This is a genomic window from Xanthomonas translucens pv. undulosa, assembly GCF_017301775.1.
Lineage (GTDB): Bacteria > Pseudomonadota > Gammaproteobacteria > Xanthomonadales > Xanthomonadaceae > Xanthomonas_A > Xanthomonas_A translucens.
On the sequence record NZ_CP063993.1, the window covers coordinates 1,767,487 to 1,793,592 of the forward strand.

Consider the following 26,106-nt stretch of genomic DNA (forward strand, 5'->3'; position numbering starts at 1 on the left):
CGGCGCCGCGCAGGCTTGTCTGTTAGCACGGCTTGCGCCGCAGCACGCGAACGCCTCCGTCTACATATTGATCCACAGGCCGCGTCCAGCAGCCGGTTCGATCCTGGAAACCCGCCCGAGCGGGGCGCGGACCCGGCCGGCCATACAGCCGTCAGGAGCTGGCGGCCGTGCCTGCACTACTTGTTCACCGACGAATCGGCCTCTCCCTTCGTCGCCGCCGCATCCTTGGCCGGACGGTCACGGTTCTTCTTCGCCCGGGTCACCAGGTACAGGGCCGAGCCGATGAGCAGGATGAACAGCCCGGCGACCCAAGGCATCAATGTGGTGTCCATATGACATTCCCTACGTGTGTGCGGCCACCAAGACACCACATGCGAGGTGAAGGGAGCGCCTAGCGCGTGCCTGGCGACAATCCGCACGGCAAGCAGGGCGATGTGCTGACGGTCGAGTTCAGCGCGCTCGGCATCCCTTGCTTCGGCCTCAACGCCGGCCCTGCGTTCCTGCACAGCCAGGCGTTCTCGTTCCAGGCGGCCACCGACGACCAGGCCGAAGCCGACCGTCTGTGGAACGCAATCGTCGGCAACGGCGGCCAGGAAAGCGCCTGCGGCTAGTGCAAGGACAAGTGGGGAGTGTCGTGGCAGATCACCTCACGCGCGCTGACCGAAGCGATCACCGATCCCGAGCCGGCGCTGGCCAAGCATGCGCTCGAAGCGATGATGGGCATGGTCAAGATCGACATCGCCGCGATCGAGGCCGCGCGGCGCGGTTGAAGCATGGCGATGTCCAGCAATCCGCTTCGCCGCTACAAACGACACTTCACGCACGCGCAAACTCAACCATTCCCCGCAACGATCTCATCGCGGGTACTACGGCCTCCGGCCTCGAACCTGCGCAGCACGCCGCGCTGAACCAGTTCCGCGATGTCGTGCAATGCAGTGTCGCTGGAGCAGGCGGCCAAAGCGACCCATTTGCCGGTGGTCAGCTTTGCCCTCGAAGCCATCGAGCAGGCGAGGCCATTTCCCGCAAGCACAATCGCCGCATTTTTTGCGGCCATTGAAAGAGGTAATCGCCGCATCGGCACAAGCGACCCGTTTTGCGTCGCTTTTTGCAAGACCTGATACGTCCACCCAGCGGCTGTCGCTTGACAGCCAGGTCTCGGCGCGCAATAAATGACCCAGTGGTCATTTATATCGAGGGAGCATGCCATGGCCGACGTGCTGATCGTGGGCGCCGGTCCCACCGGGCTCACTCTGGCCTTGTGGCTGACCCGGCAGGGCGTGCGCGTGCACCTCATCGACAAGCGCGCCGGCCCCGGCGAAACCTCGCGTGCCATGGCGGTGCAGGCGCGCACCCTTGAGTTGTACCGTCAGGTGGGCATCGCGGACGCGGTCGTCGCCGCCGGCCATCGCACTCCGGCGATGAACCTGTGGGCGCGCGGCAAACGCCGCGCACGGATCGCGCTGCAGGATTCGGCGGTGGGCCTCTCGCCCTACCCGTTCGTGCTGGTGTATCCGCAGGACCAGCATGAGCGCCTGTTGATCGCCGAACTCCAAGCGTTGGGCGTCGTTGTCGAGCGCACTACCGAACTGCTCTGCTTCGAGGACCGCGGCGATCGCGTCGCCGCGCGCCTGCGCCTGCCCGACGGCCATGAGCAAGCCGCGGATTTCCGCTATCTGGCCGCCTGCGACGGCGCGCGCTCGCCGGTGCGCCACCAGCTCGGCATCGGCTTCGAAGGCGGTACCTACAGGCAGGTGTTCTACGTCGCCGATGTCGAACTCGGCGGCCTGCCCTCGATGGACGAAGCGCATATCGCGCTGGGCGACGGCGACTTCATCCTGGTCCTGGCCTACAGCAAGCGCGGGCACTACCGGCTGATCGGCACCGTGCGCGACGCGCGTGCCGACCGTGCAGAGCGCCTGACTTTCGCCGACGTCAGCCAGGACGCCATTCGCAACCTCGGCGTGCGCATCGAGCAGGTCAACTGGTTCTCGACCTACCGCGTGCACCATCGCGTCGCCGACAGCTTCCGCCGCGGGCGCGTTTTCCTGCTCGGCGATGCCGCGCACGTGCATAGCCCGGTCGGCGGCCAGGGCATGAACACCGGCATCCTCGACGCGATCAACCTGTCCTGGAAACTCGCCGACGTGCTCAAGGGCCGCGCGGCGGACACCGTGCTCGACAGCTACGCCGCCGAACGGCAAGCCTTCGCCCGCACCCTGGTCGCCACCACCGACCGCGCCTTCACCCTGGTCACCGCCGAAGGCAGCGTGGCCGGTTTCATCAGGACCTACCTCGCCCCGACCCTGGCCAGCCTGGCCTACCGGCTGCGCAACGTCAGCGAGCTGATGTTCCGTACCGTCTCGCAGACGATGCTGCACTATCGCGACAGCCCATTGAGTGCCGGCAAGGCCGGCGCCGTCGCCGGCGGCGATCGCCTGCCGTGGGTGCGGACCGAAAACACCGACAACTACGCAGCGCTGCCGCAGATCGGCTGGCAGCTGCACGTCTACGGCAGCGCACCACCCGCGCTGCAGGCCTGGTGCGACGCCCGCGACATCGCCCTGCGCGTGTTCGCCTGGCAGCCCGGACATCACGCTGCCGGCTTCGCGCAGGACGCGGCCTATCTGGTGCGTCCCGACGGCTATGTCGCCTGCGCCGCGGCCGATGCGTCGCGCGCGTCGCTGGATGCGTATCGTGTGTCCCGCGGCTACCCCCAGCACTGAGCATCGAAACCGCATGACGCAACCGACCACACCCAAATGGAAACGCCGCAAGGACGACCGCCCTGCGGAGATCCTGAGCGCCGCACTCGATGCATTCGCCGAGAACGGTTTTGCCGAGACCAAGCTGGCCGACGTGGCGAAGCGCGCGGGCGTGGCGAAAGGCACGCTATACCTGTATTTCGACACCAAGCAGGACCTGTTCGCCGCCGTCGTGCGCCATGCGCTGCTGACCAACCTCGCGCCGATCGAGGAAGCCGCCGCCACCTTCAACGGCGGGCTCGCCGAACTCGTCCCCCTGCTGCTGACCCGCGCCGCCGAGCGCATGGGCGACCAGCGCCTGCCCGCGATCCTGCGCATGGTGATCGGCGAGAGCCGCGCGTTCCCGGAACTGGCCCGCATCTGGCACGCCGAAGCCATCGACCGGGTGATGGCCACCGTCGCCGGCCTCATCGAAAAAGCCCAGGCGCGCGGCACGGCCCCCGCTGGCGATCCCAAACTCTACGTGCTGTCGATCATGGGCCCGATGCTGATGGCGATGCTGTTCCAGCAGGTCTTCGCTAGCGACAGCGCGCATGCGCCGGACCTGCAGGCACTGGCCGAACAGCATGGCCGACTGCTGCTGCACGGGATCGCGCCGCGCGCCGCTGCCTGACGCGCGCAGACCGGAACGCGCCCACCCCTTCCTCGCCGCACAACTGCGCCATTGTCCTCCCATCGCATCGATCCCACTTCCGATGAAAAACCCCTACTACAGCGGCCCCGTCAGCGATCACTTCGATGGCGTGCGCTTCTTCAATCCCGGCCAACCGACCATCGACAACTCGCTGGGAAAGTTCGTGCGCTGGAAAGCCGCCATGGGCACGGCGCGCTGGCCGGCGCAGGTGCCGGTGAACCCCAGCGTTCCTGCGCCGCGGCACGATCGCCTGCACATCACCATGGTCGGCCATGCCACGTTGCTGATCCAGGTGGCCGGCATCAACCTGCTCACCGATCCGGTCTGGTCGCAACGCGCCAGCCCCTCGCAGATCGCCGGCCCGAAGCGGGTCACGGCACCCGGCGTCGCGTTCGCGGACGTGCCGCCGATCGATGCGGTCCTGCTGAGCCACAACCACTACGATCACTTCGACATCGCGACCCTGCGCAAGCTGCATCAAACGCATCGCCCACTGTTCGTGATGCCGCTGGGCAACGACCGCCTGCTGCGCAACAGCGTTGCCGATGCGCGCATCGCCACCGGCGACTGGCACGACCGGCTCCCGATCGGCGCCACCGCGACGGTGACCCTCACCCGCGCCAACCACTGGTCCAGCCGCGGCGTGCGCGACCGCAGGATGGCGCTGTGGTCCGGCTTCTTCATCGAGACGGCGCGCGGTTCCGTCTGGTTCGCAGGGGACACCGGCTATGGCGACGGCGCCATCTTTCGCGAGATTCGCGCCAGGTACGGCGCGCCCGATGTCGCGTTGATCCCCATCGGCGCCTACGCGCCGCGCTGGTTCATGGCGCCCCAGCACATCGACCCCGCCGAAGCCGTACGCATCTTCCAGGACACCGGCGCGCGGCACGCCCTGGGCATCCACTGGGGCACCTTCCAACTCACCGACGAGGGCCGCGAAGAGCCGCGCGAGGCGCTATCGGACGCACTACGCCAGGCCGGCATTGCCGCGGCCAGATTCATCGCCGCCGAGCCCGGGCAGGTCTTTGACTTCGACGATTCTGCGGCATAGCGCGCTGCGTCGGTCGCTCCCTGTCAATCGATGTCGTCGTCGATGTCGATGTCGAAGATGCCCATGGTGTGCATCCGCAGGTGGCGGTGTACGGATCGCCTACGTTTCGTCCCTGGTCACGCAATCGCCACCTGCCCAGTGCCTGCACTGATCCACCCGCGGACGCGCTGGCGTCGCAGTCCATGGCGCCGCTACCGCCTGCGGTACCGTGGCCCGCAGGCCACGGGCGACAGAAAAAAACCCCGCCGAAGCGGGGTCATGCCGTGCGGCTGGAGCGCATCAGACGCTGGACATCACGCCGATGCTGAAGCCGGAGACCTGACTGATCCGTCCGCGCCACAGGCAACCATTGACCGGAAACTCGCCGCCCGTGGCCACGACCCGCGCATCGGCGAGGTGGACGAAGGTCGCCGGCTTCAGCTCGCTCTGCTCGTAGATGTCGCGGTAGGGCTGGAAGCGCTCCTGCAGCGGCTCGACCAACTCGTCGGGCGCCACCTCGGTGATCGACTCCGTCAACCGCTGCATGAACTCCTTGCCGCCGATCAGCATGCCGGAGATGGTGCTGCCGCCAACCGTCAGCGTCAGCCCGATCTGCACGCCCAGGTTCGCGATCGCCACCAGATCCTGCAGCAGATAGTCGGGATGATGCGCCGCGGCGAGCAGCGCATCGGTATCCAGCGCTGCAGTCGATTGTGCTTCGTGTTCTGACATGTGTCCTCTCCCTCGCAGTCGCCACGGCAATCCCATGGTGCCTTGAGGGTATACAGATCCGTCGGCGCCCGCATGACGACGCCGTCTCATCGTGAGGGCGGGCAGGTTCAGGCGCCTCTCGATCGCCGCCCACGCCATCCTCAACGTGAGCCACCTCCTGCTGCCGACTTACCCCGCCCTGGCGTGAGCCGCGCGCGGCAGGAAGGTCTGCAGAAATTCCACGGACGCCGCCGCCACGGCCCCCGCGATCGGCGTCTTGTGGGGTGAGCCGATGGCGTGGGCGCCCGCGGCAAACGCCTGCGCGCGCCGGTTGGCCGGTGGTGTCCCGAGCGCATCGAACATCGCCAACATCGCAGGCACGGAGGCCGTCTGGTCTTCACCGCCTTCCGGATCCCGGTAATAGCCCAGGTACACAGGGCAGCGCACCCGGGGCCATGGCGGCGCCACAGCGTTCTTCCTGAATGTCTCGCGCAGTGCCCGGGAGCCGTCCGGATGGACGGTATCGGACCAGTACGCGAGGACGGCCTGCGACCTTGGCCGGGGGTCTTTCCAGGGATCGTGCCCAGCACACAACTGGTCCAGCAGCGCGGGATCGGCGGCCTGCACGCCAGGCGACCAAGCCACGACCGCGGCCACGTCATCGGGCCGGGTGGCGGCGAGCCAGAGGCCGAGGGTAGCGCCGAGGGACGACCCGACGATGGCCACGGCCTCCCCCATCGCGCGAGCGCGGTCCAGAGCCTGCATCGCCGACGCTTCCAGGCGCTCCGCGGTCAGCCCACGCATCGCATCGGCCGCCACTTCGCCATGTCCTGGCCAGCGATGGACATAGAGGTTGGCGCCCACTGCGTCGGCCATCCGCTCGGGCAGCTCGCCGGCCTCCCCGGGGCTTGCCGTGAAGCCATGGAGATACAGCAGCGCAAGGGGTGTACGAACACCGGCGCCCAGGCGCCATCGCTCTCTCGCTTCGTTGCCAGGTTTCACACGTTGCTCCCGGGTCGTCGCTTGGCAGCATGGTGCCTGATGGCGCCATGCGCGTTCTTCAACGCGTGGATCTGGTGGAAGATGCTCTCGTCGCTCGTGTCCGGGACCTGGATCGTGCACGTGCCGATGCAAGGCTCGATCTCCCGAATCACTGCCGCCATATAGTCGGGAACGCTGTCCGAATTGAGGATGAGCATGAGGTCGAGCCTCGAGATCGGATTTCACCGATTACATCAGTGAGTTAGCGGATATTTCTGGGTAACAAAACTACACCGCCAACGCCAGTTCAATCCAATACGGTTCCGTGATCGGCTCCACGTCAATCAGGTAGTCTCCGACTGAGCCTCAATGAGCCAATAGCTCCTTCAACCATGCGATCTCCTCTTGGTCGAATGCCGGGAAATCTTCCGCTGCGCCTGCGAAGGGGTCCGCATCTTGCTCCAAGAACGCAGCGCTGGACGCTGCCAGGTCGCCGTGCGTCGGCGTGCCAGGATCCGGGAGGCCGCCGATCCTGGTACGCCGGCGTTTTACACCCCAGCTACTGAGGGGGAGCAAAGGCGGTGCATCCCGCTGTTCGGGAACGAACACCTCGGCAGCCTGCTGTGCAGAGGAGCGGTTGACAGAACTCTCTGATCGGGACCGTTTGCGGTTGCTTGCCAGAGTCTGGCCTGCCTGGTGCATTGGGCTGGGCGCGTCCAGTTCACGTTCCAGGGAATCGGCGAATGCATCCAAGGACTCCTGGCCCTGAGTTTGAGCCGAAGCAGAGGGCGGTTTCGCCCCTTTCCTCCCTGATGCTTGAAGCATGCGGTCCCAACGCTGGGAGGCTGGGGGGAGCGTTCCACTGATGGCTTCGAGTTCTGTGACGCCCACACGGCGAAATAGCTGCAACAATCCTTCCCTGCTCATCTCAAACCGCTTCATCGCTTCATGAAATACTTGCCCTCGCTGGGAGTGGCACTGGAAAAAACTCAGCACGCGAACCACTTGCGCGTGGTCGGCAACCAGATGGGCCGTGCCTTCGGGAACACGGTTATGGACTCTTGTGATCAATGCCGGCGCGTGCGGCAATCCCTTTTTCACCGCATCCAGCGCAGGACGTCCGCCGATGCAAGCCAAGGCGACGAGGCGGTCGTTGGTCAACGCGGCCAACGCCGGATCAGGGCTGGATAACTGGGCAAAAATACTTTCCAGCGCCTGCTTGCCGCCATCTTGGCTGGCGATGGCCACCACCTGGTTCGGGGTCAGGCCATAGGGGGGCTGGCACAGCACCGGCAACAGCCGCTGCACCGTCTCCAGCGCCGGCTTGCCGCCATCGTGGCTGGCGATGGCCACCACCTGCTCCGGGGTCAGGCCATAGGGGGGCTGGCACAGCACCGGCAACAGCCGCTGCACCGTCTCCAGCGCCTGCTTGCCGCCATTATGGCTGGCGATAGCCACCACCTGGTTCGGGGTCAGGCCATACTCCTTGCACAGCACCGGCAACAGCCGCTGCACCGTCTCCAGCGCCGGCTTGCCGCCAATATTGTTGGCGATGGTCACCACCTGGCCCGGGGTCAGGCCATGGTCCTGGCACAGCACCGGCAACAGCCGCTGCACCGTCTCCAGCGCCTGCTTGCCGCCATCGTGGCTGGCGATGGCCACCACCTGGTCCGGGGTCAGGCCATAGGGGGGCTGGCACAGCACCGGCAACAGCCGCTGCACCGTCTCCAGCGCCGGCTTGCCGCCATCGTGGCTGGCGATGGCCACCACCTGCTCCGGGGTCAGGCCATAGGGGGGCTTGCACAGCACCGGCAACAGCCGCTGCACCGTCTCCAGCGCCTGCTTGCCGCCATTATGGCTGGCGATGACCACCACCTGGTCCGGGGTCAGGCCATAGGGGGACTTGCACAGCACCGGCAACAGCCGCTGCACCGTCTCCAGCGCCTGCTTGGCGCCATCGTGGCTGGCGATGGCCACCACCTGGTTCGGGGTCAGGGGATGGGGGGGCTTGCACAGCACCGGCAACAGCCGCTGCACTGTCTCCAGCGCCTGCTTGCCGCCATTATTGCTGGCGATAGCCACCACCTGGTTCGGGGTCAGGTTATAGGGGGGCTGGCACAACACCGGCAACAGCCGCTGCACCGTCTCCAGCGCCGGCTTGCCGCCAATATTGTTGGCGATGGCCACCACCTGGCCCGGGGTCAGGCCATACTCCTGGCACAGCACCGGCAACAGCCGCTGCACCGTCTCCAGCGCCTGCTTGGCGCCATCGTGGCTGGCGATGGCCACCACCTGGTTCGGGGTCAGGCCATAGGGGGGCTGGCACAGCACCGGCAACAGCCGCTGCACCGTCTCCAGCGCCTGCTTGGCGCCAATATTGTTGGCGATGGTCACCACCTGGTCCGGGGTCAAGCCATAAGGGGGCTGGCACAGCACCGGCAACAGCCGCTGCACCGTCTCCAGCGCCTGCTTGCCACCGCCCTTGCTGGCGATAGCCACCACCTGCTCCGGGGTCAGGCCATAGGGGGGCTGGCACAGCACCGGCAACAGCCGCTGCACCGTCTCCAGCGCCTGCTTACCGCCATTATGGCTGGCGATGGCCACCACCTGGTTCGGGGTCAGGCCATAGGGGGGCTGGCACAACACCGGCAACAGCCGCTCCACCGTTTCCAGCGCCAGCTTGCCGCCATTATTGCTGGCGATGGCCACCACCTGCTCCGGGGTCAGGCCATACTCCTTGCACAGCACCGGCAACAGCCGCTGCACCGCCTCCAGCGCCTGCTTGCCACCGCCATTGCTGGCGATGGCTACCACCTGCTCCGGAGTCAGGCCATAGGGGGGCTGGCACAGCACCGGCAACAGCCGCTGCACCGTCTCCAACGCCGGCTTGGCGCCATCGTGGCTGGCGATGGCCACCACCTGCTCCGGGGTCAGGCCATAGGGGGGCTGGCACAGCACCGGCAACAGCCGCTGCACCGTCTCCAGCGCCTGCTTGCCGCCATTATTGCTGACGATGGCCACCACCTGGTCCGGGGTCAGGTGCAGGGGGGCGCCAGTCAGCGCATTGCGCGATGCATGCACGGCCTCCACCGCGGTCACGCCACCACGTTTTGCAATCTTGAGGAGTTGGCCTGTGACCAACTGTAACGGTGGAGCTCTCAACTCTTCCGCCACCATGAGCAAGGCCTCCAGGGCCCGTGCGCCCGACCACTGTTTGCCGACGCCAACGATGTCTTCGTGTGTGGCCTCTGGCAATGCCGCAATCATCTCCGAATACCTGGCCGCTATGATTCCTAACGCTGCCGGGTGTTTGCTGAGCTCAACGATGTGCGCGTGTGTAAACCCATGGCCGACCAATGCGGCGTGGTGCTGCGCCACTGACGAACGCACCGTCGGTTTGATCTTCTCCTGTTGCTGCTGGCTGTAGCCGAACGTGCTTAGATCCACATCCGCGGCAGGCGAAGCATCGGAGGTTTGCGCAGCACGCCGTGGCCGCTGGGCCGGCTTGGCGCGCGGCGGCCGCGCGGCAGTGACAGCTACGCGCACGGGCGGCTGCGGGTCATCGGCTGCACGCAGAGCCGATTGCACCTCATCCAACTCGCCTGTGGCAGCCTGTGCATGATGAGCGCCGAAGGCAGGCATCGAATCAAAAAACGATGCATCAAAAAGCGACGAATCAACCTGACGTAACAGGTCGCTGAAGCTGCCCGCTGAGAACGCAGGCACGCTTGCAGGGGGCGGCGGCAGCTGGGTCCGGGACATCGTCCGCCGAGCGGGCAAGCCATCCAGGGGGCTGCCAGCAGGCGGAGACACCCTCGGATCTGCAGTCGGCTGGACCCCATCCGGTTGGGATCCGGCCTGAAGCTCGCGAGCAGGACTTGGCGTGCGAGAACGAATGGGATCCATCAGGCATTCCTCTTTCAGAGAACGTCGTGACCTCAATGCTAAGGTCTCTGGTCCCGACGCGGCTTCTCCAAATTCGCATAGCAGGACACAACTTCCGATAATCCTGACAACCCTCGACTAGCGGGTTTGAGGCGCAGTGGAACAGGAAACCGGCAGACGCCGGCCAGTTCTACAACGTGGTCGAACAGACCCGAATCATGAAGTCTCTGATGCGGCAGGGGTGGGAGATGACGTGGGAAGACGTAGCTTTCCTCAGCCCGTATGTGACCAGCCATGTGAAGCGGTTCCGGGGACCACCTGATTGACGTGGAGCCGATCCCGGAACTGAACCGCCCCGGGTTTCCCGGAGACCCCTTGGTTTGAGTCACGCCGACATGGCGGACTCATGGGAGTGGGAATAGTAGTTGGCCTCAGCCTCGGCCGGTGGGATATTCCCGATCGGCTCCAGCAATCGACGGTTGTTGAACCAGTCGACCCAGTTGAGCGTGGCCCACTCGACCTCCTCGCGCGTGCGCCAGGACGACGTGCGATGGATCACCTCGGCCTTGTAGAGGCCGTTGATGGTCTCGGCCAGCGCGTTGTCGTAGGAGTCCCCCACGCTGCCTACCGAGGGCTCCAGGCCGGCTTCCACGAGCCGCTCTGTGTAGCGGATCGACACGTACTGAACGCCTCGGTCGCTGTGGTGAATCAGGCGATCCGGGCCGACCGGCTTGCGCGCGTAGAGTGCCTGTTCGAGCGCGTCGAGCACCAAGTCCGTCTGCATCGAGGACGACGCCTTCCAGCCCACGATGCGACGGGCGAAGACGTCGATGACGAAGGCGACATAGACCCATCCTTGCCACGTCGAGACGTACGTGAAATCGCTGACCCACAGCGCGTTCGGCCGATCGGCCTTGAATCGCCGTTTCACATGATCCAGCGGGCACGGTGCCTTCGGGTCGCTCACCGTCGTCTGCACGGTCTTGCCTCGCATGACCGCGCGCAAGCCTTGCCGCTTCATCAACCGCTGCACGGTGCATCGCGCCACGTCGAACTGTTCGCGTCGCAGTTGCCGCCAGACCTTGCGCACACCGTAGACCTTGAAGTTCTCGTCTCACACGCGCTGGACTTGCGCCGTCAACGCCTCGTCGGTCTTCGCGCGCTTGCAGCGCAACTGCGGATCGGCCATCCTGGCCGCGTGCGCGTGGTAGGTCGACGGGGAGATCGGCAGCACCGTGCAGATCGGCTCGACCCCGTGGACATCACGATGCTCATCGATGAACTGCTTCATCGCTTGAAGGAGCGGTCGAGCTCCGCCTGCGCAACATAGGCCGACGCCTTGCGCAGGATTTCGTTGACCTGACGCAGCTCGCGAACCTCGCGCTCAAGCGCCTTGATGCGCTCTTGCTCGGTGCTCGTCATCCCCTCGCGCTTGCCAACGTCGCGCTCGTGCTGCCTCACCCAACCCCGTAGCGTCTCGGCTGCGCAGCCCACCTTGGCCGACACCGACACCATCGCCGCCCATTGCCAGTCGTACTCGCCATGGTGCTCCAGAACCATCTTCACCGACCGTTCCCGGATCTCCGGGGAGAACTTGCTTGCTCTGCTCACAGCTCCATCTTCTCAAGTCATGGAGCCTCCGGGATTCCCGGGGCGGTTCAGTACGTTGAGGCTTGCGCAGGCAAACGGGCACCAACAGGAACCAGGGCAACGCCAAGGGCTTTAAATTGCTTTAAGCCATTGAATTTACTGGTGGGCCCACCAGGATTCGAACCTGGAACCAAAGGATTATGAGTCCTCTGCTCTAACCGTTGAGCTATAGGCCCGGACGCGTCCGGAGCGGGCGGGCGATGCGTTGGCCGCCGGCTTGGCGCCTCTGGCGTGCATGCAGAGCAAGGCGCCGAGGCGGGCGTGAGTTTAGCCTCCGCAGTGGGGCTGTGTCTTCCCGGGATTGTCGACACGCGTCTTGTCTAAGTGGGGCTAGTGGCACAGGACGCACCGGAAAGAACCTTCAGCAGTCCCCTGGGGAGAGGCATCATCAGCCCCGACATTGGGGCGGGAGAGCGCGTCGGGGCTGAAGCCCCTCCCACAACAGCCCGTCCTCCGGAGCAGGCGATTGTCCCTATCGCCCGCCCCCTGACCGTCGGCGCTCATCAGCAGATCGCATCGACGGTCGATGCGACGCCGTTAGTCGCCCAAGCGCCATCCCCTCACTCCTCCAACCCCAACACCAGCACCCCCAGCGGCGGGATGGTCAGCGACAGCGAGGCCGGATGCCCGTGGGCGCCGATGGTCTCGGTGCGCACGCTGCCGCCGTTGCCGGTGTTGCTGCCGCCGTAGATCTGCGCATCGGAATTCAGCAGTTCGCGCCAGCGGCCGCCGCGGGGCACGCCGATGCGGTAGCCGTGGTGCACCAACGGGGTGAGGTTGGCCACCACCAGCAGCGGGGCGTCGCTGCCCTGGGCGGTGCGCAGGTAGGCGAACAGGCTGTTGCCGGCGTCGTCGCCGATGATCCAGGCGAAGCCGTCGGGGTCGTCGTCGCGGGCGTGCAGCGCGGGGTGTTCGGCGTACAGGCGGTTGAGGTCGCGGACCAGGCGCTGGATGCCGCGGTGGCGCGGGTCGTCGAGTAGGTGCCAGGGCAGTGCGGCGTCATGGTTCCACTCGGTGGGCTGGGCGATTTCGCAGCCCATGAACAGCAATTTGCGCCCGGGGTGGGTGTACATGAAGCCGAGGTAGGCGCGCAGGTTGGCGAAGCGCTGCCAGTCGTCGCCGGGCATGCGCCCGAGCAGGGAGCGTTTGCCGTGCACCACTTCGTCGTGGGAGATGGGCAGCATGAAGCGCTCGGAATACGCGTAGACCATGCTGAAGGTCAGTTCGCCGTGGTGGTAGCGGCGGTAGATGGGGTCCAGTTCGATGTAGTGCAGGCTGTCGTGCATCCAGCCCATGTTCCATTTGTAATTGAAGCCCAGGCCACCATGCGCCAGGTCGGCGGTGACGCCGGGCCAGGCGGTGGATTCTTCGGCGATGGTGATGGCGCCGGGCGCGTGTTCGGCCACGACCTGGTTGAGCCGGCGCAGGAAGGCGATGGTTTCGTAGTTCTCGCGGCCGCCGTGGATGTTGGGCACCCACTCGCCGGCATCGCGACTGTAGTCGCGATAGAGCATGGAGGCGACGGCGTCCACGCGCAGGCCGTCGACGTGGTAACGCTGCAGGAATTCCAGGGCGCTGGCGATCAGGAAGCCGGAGACTTCGCGCCGGCCGTGGTTGTAGATCAGGGTGTTCCAGTCGCGGTGGAAGCCTTCGCGCGGGTCGGCGTGTTCGTACAGCGAGGTGCCGTCGAAATGGGCCAGGCCGTGGGCGTCGGTGGGGAAATGCGCCGGCACCCAGTCGACGATGACGCCGATGTCTTCGCGGTGGCAGCGGTCGACGAAGCGGGCGAAGCCGTCGGGCGAGCCGAAGCGCGCGGTGGGCGCGAACAGGCCCAGCGGCTGGTAGCCCCAGGAGCCGCCGAACGGGTGTTCGGTGACCGGCATCAGTTCGATATGGGTGAAGCCCATGTCGGCGACATAGGGAATCAGGCGGTCGGCCAGGGCGTCCCAGTCGAGCATGCTGCCGTCGTCGGCGTGCATCCACGAGCCGGCGTGGATCTCGTACACGCTGAGCGGTGCGCTGGGGCTGTGGCGGCGCGCGCGCGCCGCCATCCAGGCGTCGTCGCGCCACGGGTACGGGGTGGGATCGGCCACGATGGAGGCGGTGCCGGGCGCCAGTTCGGCGCGACGCGCGACCGGGTCGGCCTTGGCCGGCAGGTCTTCGCCGCGCGGGCCGCGCAGCGCGTACTTGTAGTGCGCACCGGCGGCGACGCCGGGCACGAACAGTTCCCACACGCCGGCTTGGTGCCGCAGGCGCATCGGGTGGCGGCGCGCGTCCCAGGTGTTGAAATCGCCGATCACCGCCACGCGGGTGGCGTTGGGCGCCCACACCGCGAAGCAGGTACCGCGCACGCCATCGACTTCGACCACGTTGGCGCCGAGCGCGTCGGCCAGTTGCAGGTGGTGGCCTTCGGATATCAGGTGCAGGTCGAAATCGCTGAGTTGCGGGCCGAACGCGTAGGCGTCCTCGGTGTCCTGCTCGCCGCCGGGCCAGCGGATGCGCAGCCGGTAGCGGCCGTCGTCGGGCAGGGTGGCGGCGAAGAAGCCGGAGCTGGGGCCTTCCTGCAGCGGCACTTCGCGGCCGTCGTCGAGCACCGCGGTGACCGCTTCGGCGCCGGGCAAGTGGCTGCGCAGCACGCGCGCGTCGCCGATGCGGTGCGCACCGAGCACGGCGAACGGATCGCCGTGGCGGGCGTTGGCGAACGCACGCAGCGTTGCCTCGTCCCAGGTGTGGCCGACATCAGTCATTGCATCGCCTCCTCGGGCGCGGGAAAGCGTTCGAGTATGCGCAGCAGTCCCTGTATCGGCACCATGCTCCAGGCCGGGCGGTTGGCGGCCTCGTAACGAATTTCATAGCTGGCCTTCTCGATCAGGAACAACAAGGTGGTGGTGTCGAAGGCGGCGGGCGCCACCCACGGGTGCGGGCTGGCGTCGAGCACTTTGCGGTAGGCGGCCAGGAAGGTGGCGCTGGCGCGGCTGCGGAACGCGGACAGGAAGGCGTCCAGCACGGTGTCCAGGCCGACTCCGGCGCGCGCCGCGGTGCCCTCTTCGCCGCGTGCGGAGACTTCGCTGGCGTAGTCGAGCGAGCGCAGGAAGCCGGCCACGTCGTGCAGCGGGCTGGCCTTGGCGCGGCGCGCGTCCAGCGACTTGGCCGGCTCGCCTTCGAAGTCGATCAGCACCACGTCGTCGAACGCGACCAGGATCTGGCCGAGGTGGAAATCGCCGTGCACGCGGGTCAGCAGCGCGCCGGCGAGCAAGGCCGGCGCCTGCCGCAGCCAGGCGTCCAAATGCGGGCGTTGCGCGAGCAAGGCATCCACGGTCGCGCGGTCGGCGGCATCCTCGCTGCTCTCGCGATGCGCGGACACGGTATCCCACATCGCCTGCACCTCGTGCTCCACGCGCGCGACCACCTGCTGCGCGGCGGCGGCATCCACCGGCTGCGGCGCGAATGCGGCGGCGTCGGTGGGCTGGGCCAGCACGTCGTGCAGTTCGGCCAGGCGCCGCCCGACCACGGCGGCGAAGGCGTCGTAGCCGGCCACGCTTTCCTCGCGCGCGGCATCGTCCTGCGCGGCGGCGTATTCCTCGGCGCCGCGCGCCAGGTGATCCAGGGTCCAGCGCCAGGCATCGCCCTGGTTGCGCACGAAGCCCTGCAGCAGGGCCAGCGTGGTTTCCACGCCCTGCGCATCAACCCGGGTGACGTGGCCGAACAAGGGCGCGGCATTGGCGTAACCGATCGCGGTCAGCCGCTCGCCGAGTTCGATCTCGGGATTGGCGCCAGCGGAGACGCGGCGCAGCAGCTTGAACACCGCCTTGTCGCCAACGATCAGCGAGCTGTTGCTCTGCTCGGCCGACAGCCAGCGGATCTCGGCATCGTCAGCGATTTCGACCGTGGCCAGTGCCGGCGTGGGGCAGAAGCGGATCTGTTCGGGCGCGGCGTCGGCCCCGGCGTGGGTCTCGCCATCGACCGACAGCACCGTGCCGGCGCGCAATGCGGCAAGCGTGGTGCGGGTCAGCGATTTCAGCGCAAAGCCATCGGTCAGATAGCCGACTTCGCGGCCATGCCGCACCCGCGCCAACGCCAGCTGTTCGGCGAGCACGCTGGGTTGTTCGCGGTCCCAGACGATGCCCAGCGGCAGCATGTAGCGCTCGTAGTTGCCGTGGTCCAGTTCCGCTTCGATCTCCAGCATGGTCAATGCGTCGGTGCCGGGCAGCGGGGTGCGGCGGGCGATGCGCACGCTGCGCAGCGCGCGGTCCTTGGCCGCGAACCAGCGCCGCGTGGACAGCCACGCCGGCAGGATGTCGCGCTCCAGCGTGCCCAGGTGCGGCAGCAGCGCGTCGGCATCGGCCGCGCCGCGCAGCACCAGGGTCTGGTAGTCGGGCAGCGGCATCGGCGTGGGCACGTGCCAGTCCGGCAGCGTGGCGTTGCCGACCAGCTGGAACGCGTAGAAGCCGAACGCCGGCACGGTGAGCAGGTAGGTCAGGCGCCCGATCGGCGGGAAGCTGCCACCGCCGATGATGTCCACCGGCACCCGGCCTTCGAATTCGGACAGGTCCAGTTCCACCGCCTGCAGCGTGTGCGACAGGTTGGCCACGCACAGCACGGTCTCGTCCTCGTGGCAGCGCAGGTAGGCGAGCAGGCGGCGGTTGCCGGGATACAGGAAGCGCAGCGTGCCGCGGCCGAAGGCGCGGTAGCGCTTGCGCACCGACAGGATGCGCCGGGTCCAGGTCAGCAGCGAATGCTGGTCGCGCTGCTGCGCTTCGACGTTGACCGCCTGGAAGCCGTACAGCGGATCCATGATCGGCGGCAGCACCAGCGCGGCCGGATCGGCGCGCGAGAAGCCGCCATTGCGGTCGATCGACCATTGCATCGGTGTGCGCACGCCGTCGCGGTCGCCGAGGTGGATGTTGTCGCCCATGCCGATCTCGTCGCCGTAGTACAGCACCGGCGTGCCGGGCATGCTCAGCAGCAGCGAGGTCATCAGTTCGATGCGGCGGCGGTCGCGTTCGAGCAGCGGCGCCAGGCGCCGGCGGATGCCTAAATTGATGCGCGCGCGGCGGTCGGCGGCGTAGGTCTGCCACAGGTAGTCGCGCTCCGAGTCGGTGACCATTTCCAGGGTCAGTTCGTCGTGGTTGCGCAGGAAGATCGCCCACTGGCAGCTCTCCGGGATTTCCGGGGTCTGGCGCATGATGTCGGTGATCGGGAAGCGGTCCTCGCGCGCGATGGCCATGTACATGCGCGGCATCAGCGGGAAGTGGAACGCCATGTGGCATTCGTCGGCGTTTTCGCCGAAATACTGCTGGGTGTCTTCCGGCCACATGTTGGCCTCGGCCAGCAGCATGCGGTCGGGATATTCGGCGTCCAACGTGGCGCGGATGCGGCGCAGGATGGCGTGGGTCTCGGGCAGGTTCTCGTTGGAGGTGCCATCGCGCTCGATCAGGTACGGCACCGCGTCCAGGCGCAGGCCGTCCACGCCCAGGTCGAGCCAGAAGCGCATCACTTCCAGCACCGCTTCCAGCACCGCCGGGTTGTCGAAATTCAGGTCGGGCTGGTGCGAGTAGAACCGGTGCCAGAAGTATTGCCCGGCGACCGGGTCCCAGGTCCAGTTGGAGTTCTCGGTGTCGCAGAAGATGATGCGGGTGCCGGCGTAATCCTGGTCGCTGTCGGACCACACGTAGAAGTCGCGCTCCGGCGAGCCGGCCGGCGCATTGCGTGCGCGCTGGAACCAGGAATGCTGGTCGGAGGTGTGGTTGATCACCAGTTCGGTGACCACGCGGATGCCGCGCGCATGCGCCTGCGCCACCAGCCGTTCGAAGTCGGCGATGCTGCCGTAATCCGGGTGGACCGCCATGTATTCGGCGATGTCGTAGCCGTCGTCGCGGCGCGGGCTGGGATAGAACGGCAGCAGCCAGATGGTGTCCACGCCGAGGTCGGCGATGTAGTCGAGTTTGGAGATCAGGCCGGGGAAATCGCCGATGCCGTCGTCGTTGGAGTCGAAGAACGACTTGACGTGCACCTGGTAGATGATCGCGTCCTTGTACCAGAGCGCGTCGCGCACCAGCGGGCTTGCCTCGCTGTCGGCGGACAATGGAACTGCAGCATTCATGAAGTGGCTCCGGCGCGCAGACGCCATAGGGAAAACGGCCGCGACGGATCGAGGCGAATGGTGTGCTGCTTGCCGTGCCAGGCGAAGGCGTGGCCGTCCCACAGGTCCTGCACGGCGACGCTGGCGTGGTCGGGCAGGCCCAGTTCCCACAGCGGCACTTCGATCTGCGCCTCCTGCGCGGCGTGCGGGTCCAGGCTGATCGCCACCAGCACCAGGCTGCGGCTGCGCGCCAGGTGCGCGTCGTCGAGGAACTTGCCGAAGTACAGCACCTGCTCGTTGTGCGCGAGATAGAAACGCGTGCCCAGGTGCGACTGCAGTTCCGGGTGCTGGCGGCGCAGCAGGTTCAGGCGGGTGATCTCGTCGACGATGTCGCCGGGGGCGCGCTCGGGCCACACGCGCAGCTGGTACTTCTCCGAATCCAGGTAGTCCTCCTTGCCCGGCGCCAGCGGCGTGGCCTCGCACAGTTCGAAGCCCTGGTACATGCCCCACAGGCCCGACAGCGTGGTCGCCAGCGCGGCGCGGATCAGGTGCCCACCGCGGCCGCTCTGTTGCAGGAACACCGGATTGATGTCCGGGGTGTTGACGAAGAAATGCGGGCGGAAGCACTCGCGCGGCGTGCCGGCGTTGAGTTCTTCGATGTAGTCCTGCAGTTCGGCCTTGTGCTGGCGCCAGGTGAAGTAGGTATAGGACTGCGAGAAGCCGACCTTGGCCAGCCGGTACATCGGCTTGGGCCGGGTGAAGGCTTCGGACAGGAACACCACCTGCGGATGGCGGCCGCGTACCTCGGCGATCAGCCACTCCCAGAACGGGAACGGCTTGGTGTGCGGGTTGTCGACGCGGAACAGGTGCACACCTTCGTTGATCCAGAACAGCACCGCGTCGCGCAGCGCGTTCCACAGCTCCGGCACCGCGCCGCCGGCGTAGAAATCGACGTTGACGATGTCCTGGTATTTCTTCGGCGGATTCTCCGCGTACGGGATCGAGCCGTCGGCGCGCCAGGTGAACCAGTCCGGATGCTCGCGCAGCCACGGATGGTCCGGCGCGCACTGGATCGCGAAATCCAGCGCCAGTTCCAGGCCCTGCGCGGCGGCGGCGGTACGCAGCCGGCGGAAGCCGTCCAGCCCGCCGAGTTCGGCATGCACCTCGGTGTGCCCGCCGTCGGCCGAGCCGATCGCGTACGGGCTGCCGGGTTCGCCCGGCTGCGCGGTGACCGCGTTGTTGCGGCCCTTGCGGTTCTTTTCGCCGATGGGATGGATCGGCGGCATGTACAGCACGTCGAAGCCCATCGCACGGATATGCGGCAAACGCGCGATGACGTCGTCGAAGGTGCCGTGGCGCGCGAGGTCGCCGCTCTGCGAACGCGGGAACAGCTCGTACCAGCTGGAGAAATGCGCGCCGCGGCGCTCGGCCTCGACGCGAAAGGTCATCGGGTATTCGGTGCGGAACGGCTTGTCGTCGGCGCGCGCCATGGCCTCGGCGGTGCCGGGTTCGAGCAGGATTTCCGCGCGCGCCGAGGGGTCGTCGCTGCGGGTGATGCGGGCGAGGATCGCCTTCAGTCGCGCGTTCAAGGCGCCGCGGCTGCGCGCGCGCGCGGCCTCGACCTGGGCCAGCGCTTCCTGCACGTCCACTGCCAGCAGGGTGCCGGCGGCGCGCTTCTTTTCCAGGTCGGCATGGGTGGTGGCGAAGATGTCGCGCCACGCTTCGATGCGGAATTCGTAACGGCCCAGCCGTTCCAGCGGGAACTCGCCGCGCCAGCGGTCGTTGCCCAGCGCGCGCATCGGCGCAGTGGACCAGGTGCGTGCGTCGGCGGCACGCCACATCAACGCCACGGCGATGCGGTCGTGGCCGTCGCAGAATGCATCGGCTTCCACGCAGATGCGATCGCCGACGGTGCGCTTGACCGGGAAGCGGCCGTCGTCCACCGAAGGCGTCACCGCTTCGATGCAGATCCGCGCCGCAGCGGCGGCGACATCGGCCGGCGTGCGGGCGCGGGCGGCGGCCAGCACCGGACGCGCCGGCACGCTGCGGTAGACCCGCACTTCGCCCGCTTCCAGGGTGCCGCCCTGGTCGCCCTGGATCGGCTCGCCCTGGTCGCTGAGCAAGGCCTCGCTGTCGCCGAGCAGGCGCAGCAGCGCCGCGCCGGGTACCGGCAACAGATGGTCGCGATCGCTGTTGAGCAGCACCAGCCAGGGCGCGGCGCCGAGCGATTCGACCGCGACTGCAGTCAGCGCGCCATCGCGCAGCAGCGGGCGCAGGCACAGATCGTGCGTGGCCTCGACCGGGATGGTCGGCGCTTCTTCGGCATCGGTGTCGGTCGGTGCAGGCAAGGCCGTGGGTTCGGCGATCGCCCAGGCATCGCCGAACGCGGCGGCCAGCCGCACGCGCTGCGTGCGCTGCAGCGGCAGTGGCGCATCCGAAGGCGCATCGGGATCGATGGTGGCGACGACGCGACGCGCCAGGCTGCGCAGCGCCACGTCTTCGTCGAAGAACCAGCTGCCGCGCCCGTCCCACCAGGCCAGCGACGAGAACGCCGCATCGAAGCCGGCGCCGTGCAGGCGGCGCAAGGCCTCCAGGCCCAGGCCAGGGGTCCAGGCCAGGAAGGTCGCCGCCGGCACCTGCGTCTGCACGTCCGCGATCAAGCTGCCCCACAGCGCGGCCGGCACGCGCTGCGGCTGCAGCACGCGGAAGCCGGCCAGGCCGCCGCGCAGCCAATCGCGCAGACGCACGCTCCACCATTGGGCCAGGCCCGCGCCTTCCTCGGCGTAGGCGAAACGGCCCTGGGCGATGTCCGGCGCGGCACGCTGCGCGCGCGGATCCGGCAGCGCCGAGGTGCGCGCGCGGAACCAGTGCGGATGTTCCTGCAGCAGGCGGCTGCCGCCGCCGATCTCGTCGACGCGCAGATCGACCAGCAACTTCAGGCCGTGCTTGTGCGCCAGCGCCAGCCACTGCTGCAGTTGCGCGTCGCCGGCAGCATCGTCGGCGGCCGGGTCCGCCAGCCGCCCCTGCGGGTCCTGCGCGAACGGATTGGGCAATACCACGTGGTCGCAGCCATTGGCCTGTGCGGCCGCCATGGCCGCCTCCAGCGCGGCCGGATCGAGGTTGCTCAAGGGGGACAGCAGGCAGACATGCATTCGGAGATCCCGTTTGTCGTCAATGAGGAGTGCACGATCCAGACCGCGGCGTTCGCCGCCAGCGGCCCGGGTCGGCCGTCGCACAAGACGGAGACGGAATGCGCCTGCACGGTGTGCCACACCCGCAATCGGAGGTGGCAACGTGACGCCAATGCCGCTCGACGCGATGCGACAGCGCCACAAGACCACAGCGGATGCCAATGAAATGTGTTCATGGCATTAAATGCGCACATACATTCTGAGGTGGCGAACGCCACGCGATCGGCCGCCATGACGCCGTCGCAGCATGACGCCATGGGCGTTTGCGGGAGAATCATGGGTCGCACCGACGCGGTGCCGACGTCTTAACGTCACCCTGCGTTCACGCGCCGGCCACGTCCCAGCGGACGGCCGTTGAGGCTGGCGCTGCCGATGCAGGGAGGCGCGTCGTCCAGGCCGTCGGCGACGCTGCGCAAGCGCTTGCCGTTGGGCAGCGGCAGGGTCGCGTGCGGCAGGAACGGGCGGCCGAGGATGGACTGGTTGCTGGCCGGCGCCACCGGGTAGCAACCCAGCGCGGTGACCATGGACCAGGCCGACATCTGCCCCGGATTGCTGCACTGCAAAATGCGCAGCGAATCACAACGGCGCAGGATGGGCGGCCTTTTGAACCGGTCTAATCGCCGTGCCGTCGTCCCCCGCCGACAAACGCGTCACCGTGTCCGACCTCGCCGCCGCCTGCGGCGTGTCGCGGGCGACCGTGTCGCTGGTGCTGCGCAACAGCCCGCGGGTGCATGCGGATACGCGCGCACGGGTGGCGGCGGAGATCGCGCGGCAGGGCTACGTCTACCACCGCGGCGCGGCCAGCCTGCGCGGGCGCGCCTCCAATGCGTTGGCGCTGGTGGTCAACGACCTGGCCAATCCGTTCTTCGCCGAATTCGCCGGCGGCGTGGACGCGGCGCTGGCCGAGGCCGGCTACGTGATGCTGATGGGCAGCACCGGCGAATCGCCGGAGCGCCAGCACAGCGTGCTGGCCTCGCTGATCGAGCACCAGCCGGCGGCCCTGATCCTGTCGCCGACCGAGAACACCGACGCGGCGCGGCTGCGCCAGTTGCTCGGCACGCGGCTGCCGGTGCTGCTGTTCAACCGCGCGCTGGACGGCGACTGGCCGCTGCTGGCGCTGGACAACCGCCGCGGCGCGCGCCTGGCCACCGAGCACCTGCTGGCGCTGGGCCACCGTGCAATCGCATTCTTCGGCGGCCACCGCCAGTCCAGTTCCTGCGCCGAACGCCGCGCCGGCTACCGCGACGCGCTGGCCGCCGCCGGCATCGCTGCTGATCCGGCCTGGCTGATCGAATGCGCGCCGACCCGGCTGGACGCCGCACGCCAGGCCGGCGCGCTGTGCGCGCGCGACCCGCTGCCGACCGCCCTGGTCTGCTACAACGACGTGGTTGCGTTGGGCATGGCCAGCGGCCTGGCCGAACGCGGCCGCCACGCCGGCCACGACTACGCGCTGATCGGCTTCGACGACATCGCCGAAGCCGCCGTCGCCAGCCCGCCACTGTCCACCGTCGCCGTCGCCCCGCGCGAACGCGGCATGCAGGCCGCGCAGCTGGTGCTGGACGCATTGCGCCAGCAACAGACGCTGCCTGCGCTTACCATCGCCCCCGCCCGGCTGTGCCTGCGTGCCAGCAGCCGGGTCGCCTTATCGTCCGTTCCCGGAGTCGCTGCATGAGCCGTCGCCCGCTGTCCAACACTGCCGCCATCTCGGTGGTCAGCATGATCTTCTTCACCTGGGGCGGGTTGACCAGCCTCAACGATGTGCTGATCCCGCATCTGAAAGCCGTGTTCCAGATGAACTACGCGCAGTCGATGCTGATCCAGTTCACCTTCTTCGGCGCGTACTTCCTGATGTCGCTGCCGGCCGGCGCGGTGGTGGCGCGGACCGGCTACAAGGCCAGCATCGTCATCGGCCTGGTGGTGGCGGCGATCGGCGCGGCGATGTTCTACCCGGCGGCGCGGCTGCCGTCGTATCCACTGTTCCTGACCGCGCTGTTCGTGCTGGCCAGCGGCATCACCCTGCTGCAGGTGGCGGCCAATCCGTACATCAGCCTGATCGGCGAACCGAGCAAGGCGCCGAGCCGGCTCAACTTCGCGCAGGCGCTGAATTCGTTGGGCACCACTGTGTTCCCGTTGCTGATCGGCCCGCTGATCCTGGCCACCGCGGTGCTGTCGGCCGACAAGATCGCGGCGATGAGCGCGCTCGAACAAGCGGCCTATCGCGGCGCGCAGGCGCAATCGGTGCAGGTGCCGTACCTGCTGCTGGCCGGCGGCCTGTTGCTGCTGGCGGTGTTCGTGCTGGTGATGCGCATCCCCTCGCTGCGCGAGGACGACGCCGGCAGCATCGAGTCGCAGCACAGCTTCGGCGATGCGCTGCGCCAGTCGCACCTGCTGTGGGGCGTGGTGGCGATCTTCATGTACGTGGGCGCGGAAGTGTCGATCGGCAGCTTCCTGATCAACTACATCTCCGGCCCGACCACCGGCGGCCTGACCGAAGCCACCGCCAGCCGCTACCTGGCGTTCTACTGGGGCGGCGCGATGGTAGGCCGCTTCGCCGGCGCCGCGCTGCTGCAGGTAATCCCGGCGCGCAGGCTGCTGGCCGCCTTCGCCGGTGTCGCCTCGCTGCTGCTGATCGCGACCATGATCAGCAGCGGCCACGTGGCGATGTGGAGCGTGATCGCGATCGGCTTGTTCAACTCGATCATGTTCCCGACCATCTTCACCGTGGCCATCGAACGCCTCGGCCCACTGACCAGCAAGGCCTCGAGCCTGCTGATCATGGGCATCGTCGGCGGCGCGCTGGTGCCGCTGGCGCAGGGCGCACTGGCCGACGTGGTCGGCATCCAGCACGCCTTCGTGATCCCGCTGCTGTGCTACTCCTACATCCTCTGGTACGGCCTGCGCGGCTCGCGGCTGTCGGCCAATCTGCCGGCCGAGGTGCCGGGCGCCAGGCCGGCGGCGCGCGCGATGCATTGATGCACGAGACAGGCACGGCGGCGCGCTGCCGCCGTGTCTGCGCTCGGCTGTTCTCCCCCTCCCCCACATGACTCCCAGCGACCGCATGAACCTGCCTGCCACGCCCCTGCCCGACTTCGCCGATGCCGCCGTGTTGCGCGCGCATATCGCCGACACCATGGCCTTCTACCATCCGCGCGCGATCGATCCGGCCGGCGGCTTCTTCCACTACTTCCGCGACGACGGCAGCGTGTACGACGCCGGCCACCGCCACCTGGTCAGCAGCACCCGTTTCGTCTTCAACTACGCGATGGCGGCGAACGAATTCGCCGATTCGCCGCTGGCCGCCGAGTATCTGGACGCCGCGCGCCACGGCCTGCGCTATCTGCGCGATGTACACCGCGACGCCGCCAGCGGCGGCTACGTGTGGACTCTGCGCGACGGCGTCGCCGAGGACCGCACCCAGCACGCCTACGGCGCCGCCTTCGTATTGCTGGCCTACGCCACCGCGAAGAAGGCCGGCCTCGACACCGACGCGTGGATGGACGAGACCTGGCAGCTGCTGGAAACCCGCTACTGGGATGCTAGCGCCGGCCTGTACCGCGACGAAGCCACGCCCGACTGGCAGTTCTCCAGCTACCGCGGGCAGAACGCCAACATGCACCTGTGCGAGGCGCTGATCGCGGCCTACGAGGCCAGCGCCGAGCCGCGCTACCTGCAGCGCGCGCTGCTGCTCGCCGATCACATCACACGCCGGCAGGCGGCGCTTGCCGGCGGCCTGGTGTGGGAGCACTACGACGCGCACTGGCAGGTGGACTGGGACTACAACCGCGACAATCCCAAGCACCTGTTCCGGCCGTGGGGTTTCCAGCCCGGCCATCAGGTCGAATGGTCGAAGCTGCTGGTGCTGCTGCACGGGCATCTGCACGCGGCCGAGGGCAGCGCGCCGGACTGGCTGCTGCCGACCGCGCGGCACCTGTTCGACACCGCACTGGCGCACGGCTGGGACGCGCAGCACGGCGGCATCGTCTACGGCTTCGCCTCCGGCAGCGAAGCCGAGCCGCTGGTCGGCGTGTCCGACGTGGCGCAACACCCGACCTACTTCTGCGACGACGACAAGTATTTCTGGGTGCAGGCCGAAGCGATCGCCGCCGCCGCGCGGCTGCTGGCCGCGAGCGGCGATGCGGGCTACCGCGCCGCCTACGACAGGCTGTGGGCGTATTCGTGGGAACACCTGGTCGATCACCGCTACGGCGCCTGGTTCCGCATCCTCAGCCGCGACAACCGCAGCTACAGCGACGAGAAGAGCCCGGCCGGCAAGACCGACTACCACACCATGGGCGCCTGCCACGATGTGCTGGCGGTGATGCGTGGCAGCCGGGCGTTCGCATAACCGACGCCCCCCCCCATTTTGAGTAGCGGCCCAGTTTGGAGTCCAATTCCCTACCTCAAGGAGATTGGACGTGAAGAAGCGTTTTACCGAAGAGCAGATCATCGGCTTCCTGCGCGAAGCCGACGCCGGCGTGGCCATCAAGGACCTGTGCCGTCGCCATGGGTACAGCGAGGCCTCCTATTCCCTGTGGCGCAGCACGTTCGGCGGAATGAGCGTGCCCCGATGCCAAGCGGCTCAAGGAGCTTGAGTGCGAGAACGTACGGCTGAAGAAGTTGCTGGCCGAGCAAGTGTTCGAAAACGACCTGATCAAGGATGCACTGCGAAAAAAGTGGGTGGATGTCGCGGACATACGAAGCCATCGGGTCACCTGACCTGAACCAACGTCTCGACACATTGCGCCTCGGAGCCGTAGCGGCTCAGAAAAGCCGGAATCGAAAGCCCCTTCTGGAACTGGATCCGATTGAGCGTCATCGCCATATCTCACTGAAGAACCTGCATTTCCAAACCAAGGCAGCATCACCAGCTGAGACACAGCGCTAATCAGGCCCAAGGGAGCCCGTGTTCAAGGACAGTTTCGCATCGACAGCCTGGGCAATCCCAGCAAAATCGATATGGCGCGAAAGCAGCGCCAGCGGATCGCCTATCTTCTGGCGCTTGGACTCGCGTTCGTGTCCGGCAAACAAGCTGATCATCGCGGGGCCTCCGCTGTCTTTCCGATCCTATGATGCCAAAGCAGAGAGGTTTTTAGAGGTGTCCTTCAGTCGCTCCCACAGCGGGGTTCAGCCGATAGACGTGTGAAAATGACTCACAAGATCGGATTTCACCGATTACATCA

General features: G+C 67.4%; 17 protein-coding genes, 1 tRNA gene, 5 pseudogenes and 1 other annotated feature. Of the genes and pseudogenes, 10 read left to right on the forward strand and 13 right to left on the reverse strand.

Annotated elements, in window-relative coordinates; all coding sequences use genetic code 11:
* Nucleotides 1-176: 176 nt before the first annotated feature.
* Nucleotides 177-332 (reverse strand): hypothetical protein, encoded by a 156-nt coding sequence (locus ISN38_RS07505; RefSeq protein ID WP_003478042.1) that lies wholly within the window; start codon nucleotides 330-332, stop codon nucleotides 177-179.
* A 69-nt stretch (nucleotides 333-401) separates the two neighbouring features.
* Between ISN38_RS07505 and ISN38_RS07510 the strand changes: the two are divergent.
* From ISN38_RS07510 to ISN38_RS07530, 5 genes and pseudogenes are all read left to right on the forward strand, one after another.
* A pseudogene (locus ISN38_RS07510) lies at nucleotides 402-770 on the forward strand (VOC family protein); the annotation flags it as partial.
* Nucleotides 771-920: 150 nt separating this feature from the next.
* Nucleotides 921-1,118, forward strand: coding sequence for a hypothetical protein (locus tag ISN38_RS07515; protein ID WP_155522293.1), 198 nt, complete (start codon nucleotides 921-923; stop codon nucleotides 1,116-1,118).
* An 87-nt stretch (nucleotides 1,119-1,205) separates the two neighbouring features.
* On the forward strand, nucleotides 1,206-2,723 hold the full coding sequence (locus tag ISN38_RS07520; RefSeq protein ID WP_003469000.1) for an FAD-dependent oxidoreductase: 1,518 nt from the start codon (nucleotides 1,206-1,208) through the stop codon (nucleotides 2,721-2,723).
* Nucleotides 2,724-2,736: 13 nt separating this feature from the next.
* Nucleotides 2,737-3,375 carry a TetR/AcrR family transcriptional regulator gene (locus tag ISN38_RS07525; RefSeq protein WP_003468997.1) on the forward strand — a complete coding sequence of 213 codons (639 nt, stop codon included), beginning with the start codon at nucleotides 2,737-2,739 and terminating at the stop codon, nucleotides 3,373-3,375.
* Nucleotides 3,329-4,447 carry an MBL fold metallo-hydrolase gene (locus ISN38_RS07530; protein ID WP_230811770.1) on the forward strand — a complete coding sequence of 373 codons (1,119 nt, stop codon included), beginning with the start codon at nucleotides 3,329-3,331 and terminating at the stop codon, nucleotides 4,445-4,447. Before ISN38_RS07525 ends, ISN38_RS07530 begins: the two co-directional genes overlap by 47 nt.
* A gap of 279 nt (nucleotides 4,448-4,726) precedes the next feature.
* On the opposite strand, the gene ISN38_RS07535 is transcribed toward ISN38_RS07530, so the two are convergent.
* The 4 genes from ISN38_RS07535 to avrBs3 all read right to left on the reverse strand — a co-directional run bounded on the left by ISN38_RS07535 (nucleotide 4,727) and on the right by avrBs3 (nucleotide 10,024).
* Nucleotides 4,727-5,158, reverse strand: a complete 432-nt coding sequence (locus ISN38_RS07535; protein WP_003468992.1) for a hypothetical protein — start codon at nucleotides 5,156-5,158, stop codon at nucleotides 4,727-4,729.
* Between the two features lie 168 nt (nucleotides 5,159-5,326).
* Nucleotides 5,327-6,139: an alpha/beta hydrolase gene (locus ISN38_RS07540; RefSeq protein ID WP_047324512.1), complete on the reverse strand. Its 813-nt coding sequence runs from the start codon at nucleotides 6,137-6,139 to the stop codon at nucleotides 5,327-5,329.
* On the reverse strand, nucleotides 6,136-6,336 hold the full coding sequence (locus ISN38_RS07545; protein WP_003468983.1) for a hypothetical protein: 201 nt from the start codon (nucleotides 6,334-6,336) through the stop codon (nucleotides 6,136-6,138). Before ISN38_RS07545 ends, ISN38_RS07540 begins: the two co-directional genes overlap by 4 nt.
* 148 nt (nucleotides 6,337-6,484) lie before the next feature.
* A complete protein-coding gene (gene avrBs3 / locus ISN38_RS07550; RefSeq protein ID WP_206712135.1) occupies nucleotides 6,485-10,024 on the reverse strand; it encodes a type III secretion system effector avirulence protein AvrBs3 in 3,540 nt (1,179 codons plus the stop codon).
* A gap of 158 nt (nucleotides 10,025-10,182) precedes the next feature.
* Here avrBs3 and ISN38_RS07555 point away from each other — a divergent pair.
* A pseudogene (locus ISN38_RS07555) lies at nucleotides 10,183-10,387 on the forward strand (Tn3 family transposase); the annotation flags it as partial.
* A 1-nt stretch (nucleotide 10,388) separates the two neighbouring features.
* Here the strand turns inward: ISN38_RS07555 and ISN38_RS07560 are convergent.
* The 6 genes and pseudogenes from ISN38_RS07560 to ISN38_RS07585 all read right to left on the reverse strand — a co-directional run bounded on the left by ISN38_RS07560 (nucleotide 10,389) and on the right by ISN38_RS07585 (nucleotide 21,465).
* Nucleotides 10,389-11,614 (reverse strand): annotated as a pseudogene (locus tag ISN38_RS07560) (IS3 family transposase).
* Nucleotides 11,220-11,336 (reverse strand) — a sequence feature (AL1L pseudoknot). It overlaps the preceding pseudogene by 117 nt.
* 139 nt (nucleotides 11,615-11,753) lie before the next feature.
* Nucleotides 11,754-11,829, reverse strand: a tRNA-Ile gene (locus tag ISN38_RS07565).
* Nucleotides 11,830-12,213: 384 nt separating this feature from the next.
* Nucleotides 12,214-14,400 (reverse strand): 1,4-alpha-glucan branching protein GlgB, encoded by a 2,187-nt coding sequence (glgB, locus tag ISN38_RS07570; RefSeq protein ID WP_058359145.1) that lies wholly within the window; start codon nucleotides 14,398-14,400, stop codon nucleotides 12,214-12,216.
* Entirely contained in the window at nucleotides 14,397-17,756 is a 3,360-nt protein-coding gene (gene treS / locus ISN38_RS07575; RefSeq protein WP_038237005.1) for a maltose alpha-D-glucosyltransferase, read from the reverse strand. Before treS ends, glgB begins: the two co-directional genes overlap by 4 nt.
* Entirely contained in the window at nucleotides 17,753-20,887 is a 3,135-nt protein-coding gene (locus ISN38_RS07580; RefSeq protein WP_047324508.1) for a maltotransferase domain-containing protein, read from the reverse strand. The genes treS and ISN38_RS07580 overlap by 4 nt, the downstream gene beginning before the upstream one ends.
* A gap of 350 nt (nucleotides 20,888-21,237) precedes the next feature.
* Entirely contained in the window at nucleotides 21,238-21,465 is a 228-nt protein-coding gene (locus ISN38_RS07585) for a glycoside hydrolase domain-containing protein (RefSeq protein ID WP_003466921.1), read from the reverse strand.
* A gap of 83 nt (nucleotides 21,466-21,548) precedes the next feature.
* Between ISN38_RS07585 and ISN38_RS07590 the strand changes: the two genes are divergently transcribed.
* From ISN38_RS07590 to ISN38_RS07605, 4 genes and pseudogenes are all read left to right on the forward strand, one after another.
* Complete coding sequence (locus ISN38_RS07590) at nucleotides 21,549-22,598, forward strand: LacI family DNA-binding transcriptional regulator (protein WP_003466920.1); 1,050 nt, start codon at nucleotides 21,549-21,551, stop codon at nucleotides 22,596-22,598.
* Complete coding sequence (locus ISN38_RS07595) at nucleotides 22,595-23,899, forward strand: sugar MFS transporter (RefSeq protein WP_003466919.1); 1,305 nt, start codon at nucleotides 22,595-22,597, stop codon at nucleotides 23,897-23,899. Before ISN38_RS07590 ends, ISN38_RS07595 begins: the two co-directional genes overlap by 4 nt.
* A gap of 85 nt (nucleotides 23,900-23,984) precedes the next feature.
* Nucleotides 23,985-25,271 carry an AGE family epimerase/isomerase gene (locus ISN38_RS07600; RefSeq protein WP_003466918.1) on the forward strand — a complete coding sequence of 429 codons (1,287 nt, stop codon included), beginning with the start codon at nucleotides 23,985-23,987 and terminating at the stop codon, nucleotides 25,269-25,271.
* Between the two features lie 70 nt (nucleotides 25,272-25,341).
* A pseudogene (locus tag ISN38_RS07605) lies at nucleotides 25,342-25,606 on the forward strand (transposase); the annotation flags it as partial.
* A gap of 31 nt (nucleotides 25,607-25,637) precedes the next feature.
* Here the strand turns inward: ISN38_RS07605 and ISN38_RS20205 are convergent.
* Both ISN38_RS20205 and ISN38_RS07610 read right to left on the reverse strand, forming a co-directional pair.
* Nucleotides 25,638-25,742: pseudogene (locus tag ISN38_RS20205) on the reverse strand (IS1595 family transposase); the annotation flags it as partial.
* Nucleotides 25,743-25,807: 65 nt separating this feature from the next.
* The gene (locus ISN38_RS07610) at nucleotides 25,808-25,963 is read right to left on the reverse strand and encodes a hypothetical protein (RefSeq protein ID WP_003466915.1); all 156 of its coding nucleotides are present in this window, start codon (nucleotides 25,961-25,963) and stop codon (nucleotides 25,808-25,810) included.
* Nucleotides 25,964-26,106: the final 143 nt, after the last annotated feature.

What these genes read in the sequence shown, in the direction of transcription:
- ISN38_RS07610 (WP_003466915.1), bottom strand. Translation starts at nt 25,963, where the DNA reads ATGATCAGCTTGTTTGCCGGACACGAACGCGAGTCCAAGCGCCAGAAG.
- ISN38_RS07520 (WP_003469000.1), top strand. Translation starts at nt 1,206, where the DNA reads ATGGCCGACGTGCTGATCGTGGGCGCCGGTCCCACCGGGCTCACTCTG.
- ISN38_RS07585 (WP_003466921.1), bottom strand. Translation starts at nt 21,465, where the DNA reads ATGTCGGCCTGGTCCATGGTCACCGCGCTGGGTTGCTACCCGGTGGCG.
- ISN38_RS07515 (WP_155522293.1), top strand. Translation starts at nt 921, where the DNA reads ATGTCGTGCAATGCAGTGTCGCTGGAGCAGGCGGCCAAAGCGACCCAT.
- avrBs3 (WP_206712135.1), bottom strand. Translation starts at nt 10,024, where the DNA reads ATGGATCCCATTCGTTCTCGCACGCCAAGTCCTGCTCGCGAGCTTCAG.
- ISN38_RS07530 (WP_230811770.1), top strand. Translation starts at nt 3,329, where the DNA reads ATGGCCGACTGCTGCTGCACGGGATCGCGCCGCGCGCCGCTGCCTGAC.
- glgB (WP_058359145.1), bottom strand. Translation starts at nt 14,400, where the DNA reads ATGACTGATGTCGGCCACACCTGGGACGAGGCAACGCTGCGTGCGTTC.
- ISN38_RS07595 (WP_003466919.1), top strand. Translation starts at nt 22,595, where the DNA reads ATGAGCCGTCGCCCGCTGTCCAACACTGCCGCCATCTCGGTGGTCAGC.
- ISN38_RS07600 (WP_003466918.1), top strand. Translation starts at nt 23,985, where the DNA reads ATGAACCTGCCTGCCACGCCCCTGCCCGACTTCGCCGATGCCGCCGTG.
- ISN38_RS07580 (WP_047324508.1), bottom strand. Translation starts at nt 20,887, where the DNA reads ATGCATGTCTGCCTGCTGTCCCCCTTGAGCAACCTCGATCCGGCCGCG.
- ISN38_RS07535 (WP_003468992.1), bottom strand. Translation starts at nt 5,158, where the DNA reads ATGTCAGAACACGAAGCACAATCGACTGCAGCGCTGGATACCGATGCG.
- ISN38_RS07505 (WP_003478042.1), bottom strand. Translation starts at nt 332, where the DNA reads ATGGACACCACATTGATGCCTTGGGTCGCCGGGCTGTTCATCCTGCTC.
- ISN38_RS07525 (WP_003468997.1), top strand. Translation starts at nt 2,737, where the DNA reads ATGACGCAACCGACCACACCCAAATGGAAACGCCGCAAGGACGACCGC.
- treS (WP_038237005.1), bottom strand. Translation starts at nt 17,756, where the DNA reads ATGAATGCTGCAGTTCCATTGTCCGCCGACAGCGAGGCAAGCCCGCTG.
- ISN38_RS07545 (WP_003468983.1), bottom strand. Translation starts at nt 6,336, where the DNA reads ATGCTCATCCTCAATTCGGACAGCGTTCCCGACTATATGGCGGCAGTG.